Annotated in this window: 7 protein-coding genes and 2 pseudogenes; 4 read left to right on the top strand and 5 right to left on the bottom strand. The window is 59.8% G+C overall.

Annotated elements, in window-relative coordinates; all coding sequences use genetic code 11:
• Positions 1-54: 54 nt before the first annotated feature.
• The 3 genes and pseudogenes from N018_RS13660 to N018_RS26530 form a co-directional block, all read left to right on the top strand.
• On the top strand, positions 55-618 hold the full coding sequence (locus N018_RS13660; protein ID WP_025389967.1) for a cytochrome b: 564 nt from the start codon (positions 55-57) through the stop codon (positions 616-618).
• A 92-nt stretch (positions 619-710) separates the two neighbouring features.
• Positions 711-908 (top strand): annotated as a pseudogene (locus N018_RS26525) (transposase domain-containing protein); the annotation flags it as partial.
• Position 909: 1 nt separating this feature from the next.
• Positions 910-1,101 (top strand): annotated as a pseudogene (locus N018_RS26530) (AAA family ATPase); the annotation flags it as partial.
• A gap of 6 nt (positions 1,102-1,107) precedes the next feature.
• Here the strand turns inward: N018_RS26530 and N018_RS13665 are convergent.
• The 3 genes from N018_RS13665 to N018_RS13675 are packed head-to-tail and all read right to left on the bottom strand — an operon-like array spanning position 1,108 to position 6,667.
• Positions 1,108-4,140 carry an efflux RND transporter permease subunit gene (locus N018_RS13665; protein ID WP_025389968.1) on the bottom strand — a complete coding sequence of 1,011 codons (3,033 nt, stop codon included), beginning with the start codon at positions 4,138-4,140 and terminating at the stop codon, positions 1,108-1,110.
• Positions 4,137-5,240, bottom strand: a complete 1,104-nt coding sequence (locus N018_RS13670) for an efflux RND transporter periplasmic adaptor subunit (RefSeq protein ID WP_024647369.1) — start codon at positions 5,238-5,240, stop codon at positions 4,137-4,139. The genes N018_RS13665 and N018_RS13670 overlap by 4 nt, the downstream gene beginning before the upstream one ends.
• Positions 5,237-6,667, bottom strand: coding sequence for an efflux transporter outer membrane subunit (locus tag N018_RS13675; RefSeq protein ID WP_024647370.1), 1,431 nt, complete (start codon positions 6,665-6,667; stop codon positions 5,237-5,239). Before N018_RS13675 ends, N018_RS13670 begins: the two co-directional genes overlap by 4 nt.
• Before the next feature lie 277 nt (positions 6,668-6,944).
• On the opposite strand from N018_RS13675, the gene N018_RS13680 reads away from it, so the two are divergent.
• The gene (locus N018_RS13680; RefSeq protein ID WP_025389969.1) at positions 6,945-8,279 is read left to right on the top strand and encodes a diaminobutyrate--2-oxoglutarate transaminase family protein; all 1,335 of its coding nucleotides are present in this window, start codon (positions 6,945-6,947) and stop codon (positions 8,277-8,279) included.
• Between the two features lie 214 nt (positions 8,280-8,493).
• Here the strand turns inward: N018_RS13680 and N018_RS13685 are convergent, their stop codons facing one another.
• Together N018_RS13685 and macA are read right to left on the bottom strand one after the other, a co-directional pair.
• Positions 8,494-10,455 (bottom strand): MacB family efflux pump subunit, encoded by a 1,962-nt coding sequence (locus tag N018_RS13685; protein ID WP_025389970.1) that lies wholly within the window; start codon positions 10,453-10,455, stop codon positions 8,494-8,496.
• Between the two features lie 2 nt (positions 10,456-10,457).
• On the bottom strand, positions 10,458-11,615 hold the full coding sequence (gene macA / locus N018_RS13690) for a macrolide transporter subunit MacA (RefSeq protein WP_025389971.1): 1,158 nt from the start codon (positions 11,613-11,615) through the stop codon (positions 10,458-10,460).
• Between the last annotated feature and the right edge of the window lie 63 nt (positions 11,616-11,678).

An 11,678-nucleotide genomic window follows, 5' to 3' on the forward strand; every position in this document is an offset into this window, starting at 1 on the left:
CTCCAACGTTGAGGGTGGCCATTGAACCGTGCATCGCTCCTTGGAGAGCCTGATATGAACCCAATAGATCAACCGATAATCGATCGGTACCCGACCTCCCTGCGCGTGTTGCACTGGGTGCGTGCCGTGCTCGTCCTGGGCCTGCTCTGGGTCGGCTGGCACATGACCGGCATGAGTGATGAAGTGGCGAGAAAATACGAGCTTTATTACCCGTGGCACAAGTCCTTCGGGGTGCTGACGTTCCTGCTGGTTCTGACTCAGCTCGCCGTGCGTTTTCGCACCCCGCATTTACCACAGCCGCTGGAAACCCTGGCGGGGTATGAAAGGTTTCTGTCACGCCTGACGCAGCGCTTGATGTATTTGCTGCTGGTGATCGTGCCGTTGATGGGCTACTCCATGTCGAGCACCTACACGATGAGCGATGGGGTGTTCTTTTTTGGGGTTAATCTGCCGGAACTGCTGCCGAAGAATGACGATTGGTTCGCGGTGTTCCAATGGCTGCACAACGTCCTCGCCTACAGCTTGTTGGCCCTGATCGTGCTGCATGTGGCGGGCGCGCTCAAGCATCGCTTCTACGACCGCGACCCGCGCAACAACGTGTTGCGCCGCATGCTCTGAATGAATGAGGCGTTGACGCAACGCGTCAACGCCTGCAGGACCTGAAACAGCCTTAGTGACGATCCAGAAAATGGACTGCATATACGCGTTGGTCGATGCGCAGCGGCAAACGGGCAGCGGCAATCATGAGTTTGATCCAGTCTGCGTGGTTGAATGGGCATTATCCGTATGCTTATTTGAAGGATGTTCTCACGCGGCCGCCGACACAGCGAGCGAGTGAAATCGACAAGTTGCTGCCGCATAACTGGCAGCCACCTAAACTGGGTTACCTCACTAACCCAAGGACATAGAATGCTCATTGTCTTCAGCGGCCTTCCAGGTACCGGAAAAACGACTATCGCAAGTGACCTTGCCGCTAGAACAAGTGCCGTGTACCTGCGGATCGATACGATTGAGCAGGCTATTCGAGACTCCGGTGCTCTTGCACAAGACGTAGGGCGGAGCGGTTACATGGCCGCCAATGAGCTTGCTCTGAGAGGCCTGTGCCGCCTATTTATGAGGACGAAACCACCTTTTGAGCGTTTCATGACCATCATCGATATACGTAAAGATAACGGGCACTACCAACAGACTCAGCACTGTTGAGGCTAATAATCCTCCGATAACCACCACCGCCATCGGCTGGCGGAAACCTGATTCGCCACCCCATCCCAGTGCGGTCGGCAACATGCCCGCACCCATTGCAATGGTGGTCATCAGAATCGGCCGGGCGCGTTTGTGACAGGCATCGATCAACGCCTCATAGCGGCTCACGGCTGGCTGGCGACGAGCCATGATCGCGTACTCGACCAGCAGGATAGAGTTCTTGGTCACGATCCCCATCAGCATCAGCAAGCCGATGACCGACGCCATGGAAAAACTCATCCCGCCGACCAGCAGTGCCAACAGTGCGCCGCCAAGCGACAGGGGTAGCGCCGAGAGGATTGTCAGCGGCTGCATGAAGTCATGGAACAGCAGCACCAGCACTGCATAGATACAGAACACGCCGACCGCCATTGCCAGGCTGAAGTTGCCAAACAGCTCGCTCATCAACTGCAACTCGCCCTGCTCCACCAGTTTCACTTGCGCTGGCAGGTTCTGCATGACTGGCAACTGTCTGGCCTGCTCCATCACTTCGCCCAGATTGCTTCCATTGAGTTCGATGGATAGGGTGATATTGCGCAAGCGATCAATACGATCAATCTGCGCGGGACCGCTGCCCATGCTGAGCTCTCCCAGCGATGCCAGCGCGATCTGGCCATCACGCCCCGTGACCCGTAATTGAGCGAGGCGTTGCAGGTCGGTGCGTACTTGCGGTTGCATGCGCACCCGCACATTTACCTGACGCTGGGACAGATTGATCTTGCCCAGGGACGAGCTGTATTCGCCATAGGTGGCCATGCGCAAAGTGTCAGCGATATCCTGGCTACTGATGCCCTGCTCTGCCGCGCGGAAAGCATCCGGGCGCATCTGGATTTCCGGCCTTTGCACCGCAGCACTTGAGGTGACGTTGCCGATGCCCTTTATCTGGCGCAACTGCGGTTCAAGAGCGGCGGCAGTGCGCTCCAGCAAATCGCCATCATCGCTGGCAAGGACGATGTCCAGACGCTCTCCGCTGCCGTCACCACCGACCGTTACCCGCACACCGGGCAAGCTGCGCAGACTTTCACGCATGCTCGCTTCCACTTGGGACTGTTTCAGTGCGCGCTGGTCACGCGGCAGCAAATCGACGGTCAGTTTCGCGTTGCGATCACCTGCACCGCCCGCATCGCCACTGCCCGCCGCGATGAACACGTGGGCCACTTCAGGAATCGCGCGTAAACGCTTTTCAGCCTGCAAGGCAATCTCGCCGGTCTGAGCCAGACTGCTGCCGGGCGGCAGCTCCAGGCTGACGGTGCTGCTGGCAATATCCTGAGCAGGCAGAAAGCTGGTCGGCAGCAACGGAATCAGCGCCAGCGAGCCGATAAACAAAGCGCCCACAATGGCCATGGTGGTCTTGCGACGGCTCAGGCTGGTGTGAATCCAGCCCAGATAATGTCTCATCAAACCGCTGTCATGTTCGCCATGCGAGCGAGCCTTGAGTAAATACGCTGCCATCATCGGCGTCAGAAGACGGGCGACCAGCAACGAAAACATCAACGCAGCGCTGGCGGTCACGCCGAATTGGCGAAACAGTTTGCCGGAAACCCCGCCCATGAAAGCAGTCGGCAGGAACACCGCGACCAGGGTCACGGTGGTCGCCAATACCGCGAGACCGATCTCGTCGGATGCCTCGATTGCCGCCTGTCTCGGGGTTTTGCCCATGCGCAGGTGTCGCGCAATGTTTTCAACCTCAACAATTGCATCGTCCACCAGAATGCCGATCACCAGCGCCAGCGCCAGTAGTGAAACGGTATTAAGGCTGAAGCCGGCAAAATACATCACGCCGAAGGTCGGGATGATCGACAAAGGCAGTGCCGTGGCCACGATCATGGTCGCCCGCCAGTCACGCAGGAACCACCAGACCACCAGTACCGCCAGCAACATGCCTTCGTAAAGCAGCGCCATGGAGCCACGATAGTTTTCCATTATCGGCTCGACGGCATTACTTGCCTCTTCAATACGCACATCAGGGTGTTGCCTGGCAAACTCATTGACTGCCTGGCGCAAGTCCTTGGTCACCCCGACGTCGGAAAAGCCCAGGGAGCGGATGACCTGAAAGCCAATCACCGGTTTGCCGTCGCGATACGCCAGAGTATTGCGCTCGGCATGGGTATCACGCACGGTGGCCAACTGCTGCACAGCAAGCATTCGTCCATCGCTGACGGGAATGCGGATAGCGCCAAGCGCCGCCGGGTCGTCAATACCGCCGAGGACACGCAGCGCCTGTTGACCGCTGCCCAGATCGCCCTGGCCACCGGAATTGTCTTTCTGCATCGCCCGCAAACGATCCGCGATGTCCGTCACGCTGAGACCCAGACCGGCCATCAGCGTGGGGTCAAGGTCTACCTGAACTTCGCGGTCCACACCGCCCACGCGGCTGATCTTAGCGACACCACGCACGGTCAGAAGCTGTTTGCTCAACTCATTGTCGACAAACCATGACAACGCTTCTTCGTCCATGCGTGGCGCATCGACCACATAGGTCAGCAACGCTGTGGTATTGGTGGTCAGACGCGTTACCGACGGCGTGTCGAGGTTGGCTGGCAACTCAGCCGCAGCACTGTCCACCGCATTGCGCACTTCGTTGAGGGCTTCGTTGCCATCCTTGTCGATGTCGAAGATCACCGTGATCATGACGCTGCCTTCGACAATTTGCGTGGTGACATGCTTGAGCAGGCGCAGTGAGGTCAGCTTGTCTTCGAGCTTGCGCGCGACTTCGGTTTCCAGTTGCTCGGGGGCAGCGCCCTCCAGCGAGGCACTGATGACCACTGCGGGCAGATCGGTGTCGGGAAAGTCCTGAATACCGAGACGGTTGAATCCGAGCACACCAAACAGCGTCAGCAGTAAAAACAGCATAACCGCCGGAACCGGATAACGAATCGACAACGCGGAGATATTCATTGCGCCTGAGCCTCGGCGTTGACCAGCGTCACGCTGGCCCCGTCATTGAGAAAGGCCCCGCCGCCACGGACGATCTGTGCCTGTTCAGCCAGCCCGCCGAGGATTTCCAGCGCCGATCCACGCCGCCGTCCGACCTCTACCACTTGCCGGCTGACGCGCATGTCGTTGCCCAGCACAAACACATAAGAGCGTCCATCGCGCAGAATCACGCTGGTGTCCGGAACCGTCAGCGCCGGGCTGGACGGCAGTTCGATGCGGCCGCTGGCGTACATGCCAGCGCGCGCCATCGACCCCACCGGCAGGGAGACGTAGACCAGCGCCCTGCTGGTCTTGCCGTCGAGTATCGGCGATACCAGGCGCACGCGCCCTTCGACCTCAATGCCGCCCGGCAATATCACGCGCGCCAGCTGGCCGACCTTCACGCCCGGCAGTTGTTGTGCATCCAGTTCCGCCTGCCACTCGATGCGGCCATCCCGGATCATCCTGAACATTTCGCTGCCTGCGGACACCACATCGCCAAGCAAGGCCTTGCGCCCGGAAATGATCCCGTCATCCACCGCGACGATGCGCGTCTGCGCGAGCTTGATCCGTATGCTGCGCAGATCGGCGTTGGCTGAGGCCAGGTTGGCTTCGGCGGTCTGCACCTTGACCCGGTAATCTTCCAGTTGCTGCTCGGAAAGCGCCCCGCTTTGTCCGACCAATGCCGCACGTCGCGCATTGGAGCGGGCCTCTTGCAATTGTGCAGTGGCCTGGGCGACCGCCGACTTCTGTTTGTTTTCCTCGGCCAGCACGCTGTCATCGGCCAATGTCGCCAAGACTTGGCCCTTCTTCACCTGATCGCCGATATCAGCCTTCAAGCTGGCGATACGCAAGCTTCCGGTCTCGGCACTGATCACGGCTTCCTGCCAGGGCGCAAGCGCACCGCTGGCCACCCGTTCCTGCGGCCAGTCTTCGCGACGTGGTTGAATCGCTTCGACCGTCAGGCTGGTGGCCGGCGCTGCAACGGCGGCCGGGGTCGGTTCGGCACGGCCGAACAACAGCCAGCCCGAGATGCCCAACACCGCCAGCGTCAGCAGACCATAAACATGCATCTTCCTCATACGCCGCCCCGCTTCGGTGTTTCACCGGCCAAACCGTTTCGACTGCCCTGCCATCCCCCGCCCAGGGCCTTGTACAGGGCAATCCAGTAGCGCACCTGATTTTGTTGCACGGTGATCAATTCGATTTGCGCCGAGAGCGCCGAGCGTCGAGCCACTTCGCGGTCCAGCAGGCTGGCGTTGCCGGCCTGCCAGTTGCGGTCTGTGGCCTCGAACGACGCTTCATAACCGTCGCTGGCCCGCTGCGTACTGGCTTGCGAGCGCCGCGCAGCATCCAGACGCACCAGTGACTGCTCGACCTCCATGACTGCGGTGCGCAAGGTCTGCCGATAGGTCGCCAGGGCCGTGTCATAATCCGCCCGCGCCGAGTCCACTGCCGCTCTGCGCTTGCCTGCGTCGAACAGCGGAACAGTCAGTTGCGGGCCAAGGCTCCAGGTGCGGCTGAAGATTCCGGTGGTGGTCCCCACCTCGAACGCGCCGACCAGACTCAGGCTGGGCAGACGATCAGCCTGTGCAGCGCCGATCTTCGCATTTGCGGCGGCCAGTTCGCGCTCGCTGGATGCCAGGTCCGGGCGCTGGCGCACCAGGTCGGCGGGTATTTCCCGTACATCCAGCAACGCTGGCTGCGGCAATCGAGCGGGGTTATGGCCGAGTATTTCTCGCACCCGTTCCTCATCGCTGCCGGTCAGGGCCACCAGGCTTTTGAGCAGCACGTCGCACTCGCTTTGTTGGTTGATGAGCGTCGCATTGCTGGCCGCAGCACTGGCATCGCTCAACGATGAATCGGAGGCTGCGGTAAACCCGGCCTGAAACGACACGCGAGTCAGACGTGCAGTCTGCTCCTGGGATTGCGCCTGATCACGGTAAGCGTTTACCAGCATCTGGCAGCCGCGGTACTGCACAAAGTCATCACCAACTTCGGCGGCCAGCGATACACGGGCGTCATGCCAGTCATTGACACGTGCTTCGAGCAGATTGCGCGAAGCCTCGTCGGTGCGCCGCAGTTTGCCGAACAGGTCCAGTTCCCAGGACGCATCAAGGGTTGCGCCGGAGGTCGTACCGCTCTGTTGTAATCCCTTCTGAGTGATGCCGGCGCGTGATTTGCTCACGCCGCCGTTCACTTGCGGCAGCCTGCCGGCAAAGCTGCCGTCCAGCGTCGCGCGTGCCTGGGCGATACGCGCCAGAGCCTGGTCGAGGGACGGGCTGTCTGCCTGTGCCAGACGCAGCAGGGTTGCCAGTGCCGGGTCATTGAACTGTTGCCACCAATCCTGCAGTCCAACCATCGACGCACCATGAGGCAGCGGCGCATGCCACTGGCTGGCAACCTCCACCGCAGGCAACTGGTAATCCGGGCCTAGCGTGCAGCCGCTCAGCAATGAAACCAAAAACGTTGACGCCAGGAAGTGGCCAGCAGGTTTGCCAATAGACATAAAGCTCTCGAAGATTCCGGAACAGTGGTGTCTTGAGAAATGGAGCAACGGGGTAAGAATCCGAACGATCAGGAATGCTGTCGCGAGATTTCTTACTGCGCCACAAATTCCTTTCGTAGCATGCATTTAACCCCTGAGGCCGGGGCATGTCTGTCGTGGAATACGGGGACAGTCCCGCGGCGATAAGTTGGCGATCACCTTAAGGTTCTTACAGAATCGGGCTCTGCTCGAACCGAGTAGCCAATGAATCCGTACCTGTGCCAACAAGGGATCGACTATGGAAGAGTTAATTAATCTCAAGAAACTGGAGTCGAATGCGCGCACCTATGCAGCGACGTTCCAGCAGCTGTTTGTCAGCGGCAAGGGAATGCGAGTCAAGGATGCCAACGGCCAGGAATACCTTGACTGCCTGTCGAACGCTGGCACGCTTGCACTGGGTCATAACCCACAGGTGGTCCGTGAAGCGGTGATCGAATTCCTCAACAGTGATCATCTGCAGCAGGCTCTTGACCTGGCCACACCGGCCAAGCACGCGTTTGTAGAAGAACTGTTCGCGACGTTGCCCGCCAGCATGCGTGACAACAGCAAAATCCTGTTCTGCGGCCCCAGCGGTTCAGACGCAGTGGAAGCCGCAATCAAACTGGCCCGCCACTACACCCAGCGCTCGCCGTTGATGTCCTTCCACGGCGGTTACCACGGTATGACCGCTGGCGCGTTGTCGGCCATGGGCAACCTTAATCCCAAGGCCGGCCTGCTGGCCCAGGGCACCCACTTCCTGCCCTACCCCTATCGCTTCCGCTGCCCGTTCGGTACCGATGGCGAACACACCGACCGTCTCTCCATCGAATACATCCGCACTGTACTCAGTGACCCGGAAAGCGGCGTGTCCAAACCGGCGGCGGTGGTGGTCGAAGTGATCCAGGGCGAAGGCGGCTGCATCGCAGCATCGGCCGAGTGGCTGCGCGCCGTGCGGGATATCACCCGCGAGTTGGGGATCTTGCTGATTATCGATGAAGTGCAAACCGGACTCGGACGTACCGGCAACCTGTTTGCCATCGAACATTCCGGGATAACGCCGGATATTCTGGTGCTGTCCAAGGCCATCGGCGGCGGCTACCCGATATCAGTGATCGTCTATGCCGCACACTTGGATACGTGGGGCCCAGGCATGCACGCAGGTACGTTCCGTGGTAATCAGGTAGCGATGGTTGCCGGGGCTGCGACCATGCGTCATATCAAGGAGCACGATCTGGTCGGCAATGCCACGCGCCGGGGTGAGCAGTTGCACAGTGGGCTGGAGGATATCGCCCGGCAGTTCCCGTTTATCGGTGATGTACGTGGCCGTGGGCTGATGCTAGGGGTGGAAATCGTCAAGCCGGGCAGCGGATCACGTCCGGGGGCTGGCGATGGTGCACGTGCACGTGCGATCAAGCTGGAGTGCTTCGACAACGGCATGATGATCGAGACCGGCGGGCGCAACAGCGCAGTCCTGCGCTTCCTGCCACCTTTGAACATTACCGAGTCGGAAGTGGGCATGGTTCTCGACCGCTTCGAGCAGGCCCTCAAAAGCAGTAGCGCAGCACGTGTTTCCAGCGTCAGTGCGGTAGGCTGAGCACTCGCAAAAGCTTGCTCGAGAGGTTGATGCAGCCGACAGATAGCCGTCGGCTGTATGGGCCCTCACGAACAGAATCCCCGTCCTGAAGCCTCCTGCGTCCATATGTCATACGCCGATCTTTTTGACTCCGCCCGCAGGCGTCTTTCAGCGTGCGGTCGCGCACTGTCGTTACTCTTCCTTGTGCAGGACATCCTTGTCCTGCGATCCCCTGTCAATCCCGCGCCAGTGCCTCGATCGGATCGAGCTGTGCCGCGTTACGTGCGGGTACGAAGCCGAAGACGATGCCGATCAATGTCGAGCAGATGAACGCAGTGATAATCGAGCCCAGAGAGAACACCATCTGCCATTCCTTGACAAACAGTGAAAACACATAGGCGATCACGAATGACAGGCCGATGCCGATGACCCCGCCTATCAGGCAGACCATCACCGCTTCCACCAGAAACTGCTGACGGATATCCGACTGGCGTGCTCCAACGGCCATGCGAATGCCGATCTCGCGCGTCCGCTCCGTGACTGACACCAGCATGATGTTCATCACCCCGATGCCACCGACCGCCAGCGAAATCACCGCGATCAACGACAGCAACAGGGCCAGCGACTGGCTGGTCTTCTGCACCGTTTGCATCACGCTGTCGAGGTTGTAGGTGAAAAAGTCCTTGGTCCCGTGCCGCTTTTGCAACAGCTTATTGACGTTGTCCTCGACCACCTTGCTCGGTTGCCCATCCTTGACCCGCACGGTGATGCTGTCCAGGTAGCTCTGACCCAGCAGGCGGCCAGAAGCGGTTTCGTAGGGCATCCAGATATTCAGGTTCTTGCTGGTGTCGAAGATGTTCTTCTTGTTCTCGGTCACGCCGATCACCGTACAGGGCAGGTTACCCACCAGAATCACCTGCCCCAGCGGGTCGACCTTGGGGCCGAACAGGCGAATCCGGGTGTTGTAATCGATCACCACCACCTGCGCCTGCCGCCTGGCGTCATCCTTGTTGAACCCCACGCCCGAGCCCATCTTGGTGCCACGTACCTGGAAGTAGCTCGGGCTGACCCCGCTCACCGTCGCCGATACGTCGATGTTACGGTAGCGCACCAGCAGGTTACGGCCGATATTCGGCGTGGCGCTGTCGATGTAGTACTGACTGCTCAACGCCGTGACATCGGACAGCGCCAGGGTCTGGATATCCATTGACTTGGTGTCGCCAAAGTCACTGCCTGGGAACACCTCGATGGTGTTGCTACCGATGGCCTCGATGTCCTTGAGCACATAACGCTTGGCGCCTTCGCCGATCGCAACGATCGACACCACCGAGGTGATGCCGATGATGATTCCGAGCATGGTCAGCAGCGTGCGCATGCGGTGCGAGATCAGCGCCACCCACGCCATGACGAAGGCTTCCTGGAACAGGCCGAGGTTGGCCATCAGCCGGTTGCCCTGCGCGGGTTTGCTCGGCAGGCGCTCGGTGTTTTTTTCGTTGATGATCGGGCGATCGGTGTTGACCCGGTCGGCGATGATCTCGCCGTCACGCATTTCGATGATGCGCTCGGCGTGCGCTGCAACCTTCTCGTCGTGGGTCACCAGGATCACCGTGTGCCCTGCGCTGTTGAGCTCGAGAAGGATGTTCATCACCTCCTTGCCGCTCACGCTGTCGAGGGCCCCGGTGGGTTCGTCGGCAAGGATGATCTCACCGCCGTTCATCAGCGCACGGGCGATACTCACCCGCTGCTGCTGGCCGCCTGACAACTGGCTTGGTCGATGCTCCAGATGCCCGGGCAGACCCAGACGCTCGAGCAGCTTCTGCGCGCGTTCCACGCGTATGCTCTTGCCGGTGCCTGCGTAGATGGCCGGCATTTCGACGTTCTGGATCGCCGCCAGGTGCGGTAACAGGTGATAACGCTGAAAAATGAAACCGAAGTGATCGCGACGCAGCTCTGCCAGCTCATCCTCGGTCAGCGTACCGGTTTCACGTCCGTCGACCTTGTAACTGCCGCTGGCGGCGTGGTCCAGACAACCCAGCACGTTCATCAGCGTTGACTTGCCGGAACCCGATGCCCCGGTAATGGCAATCAGTTCGCCGGCATTGATCGTGAGGTTGATGTTATTAAGCGCGATGAAGTCCTTCTCGCCGGCGACGAAACGACGGGTGACATCCTTGAGTTCCAGAAGAGCTCGACTCATGGTCAGGCCCCCGTTGCCGCTGGTGTGGCCGACGGCTCACCGATTACCACCTGGTCACCCTCGGCAAGGCCACTCTTGATTTCGACCCGCACGTTGTTGTTGATGCCGGCCTGCACATTGCGGCTCTGGGCCTGGCCCTGCTCGTCCATCACGCGCACCGGGAAGGTGCCGTCGCCGTTCTTGTCGCCCAAGGCCGCAACCGGCACAGTCAGTACGTCCCTGGCCTTTTCACGCACGATATGCACCTGGGCGGTCATCGAAATACGCAGACGGTGATCAGGGTTGGGGACGTCGAACAACGCGTTGTAGAACACCGCACTGTTCGGCTTGCTGGCGTTGCTTGACTGCGCGTCAAGAAAGTTCTGCGGCGCCGGTTCCGTGCCTTTCAGTTTGGCGTAATAGCGTTTTTCGGCATCGCCGAGGATGGTGAAATACACCTCTTGCCCAGGGGTGATATGAATCACGTCGGCCTCGGAGACCTGCGCCTTGACGGTCATGGTGTCCAGATCTGCCAGTTTGAGAATCACCGGCGTCAGTTGGCTGGCGATCACAGTCTGACCTTCCTGGGTCACGATACCCACTACGTCACCGCTGATCGGCGCGACGATGCGAGTGTAGCCCAGGTTGATCCTGGCGGTCTCGATCTGGATTCCTGCGTCGCGCACTTGTGCCTCCAGCGAGCGCAGGTTGGCACTCCGGACCTCGAAGTCCGATTGCGCCGTATCGAAGTCCTTTTGCGAGATCGCGTCATCCGCACGCAGTTGTTTGTAGCGTTGGTAAATGGCTTTGGCGTCCTTGAGCTGCGCGATAGCCGCGTCCTTCTGGGCGATCAGGTTCTGTTCGTTGACCTGCGACTGGCGCAGGGTGTTCTGCAGCACAACAGGATCGATTTCCGCCAGCCACTGACCTTGTTTGACCTTGTCGCCCAGATTGACCTTCAGTGACTTGAGCTGGCCCGAGACCTGCGCGCCGACGTCAACCTGCTTGATGCCTTGCAGCACCCCGCTGGCCAGCACCGAGTTTTCGATATCGCTGCGTTCGACCTTGGCAGTCAGGTACTCCGGTGGCTTTTCCGGGGAATGGATGCTGTAGGCAATACCCGCCGCCACAACCAACAGCACAACAACAATGAGCACTTTTCGAAATTTCAACTTTTTCATAGAAAGCCACGAATGTGTTGAGGATTGACCCGGCGATCAACCGCCGGGCTTGAAGAAACGACG

It is taken from the genome of Pseudomonas syringae CC1557 (genome assembly GCF_000452705.1).
Lineage (GTDB): Bacteria > Pseudomonadota > Gammaproteobacteria > Pseudomonadales > Pseudomonadaceae > Aquipseudomonas > Aquipseudomonas syringae_F.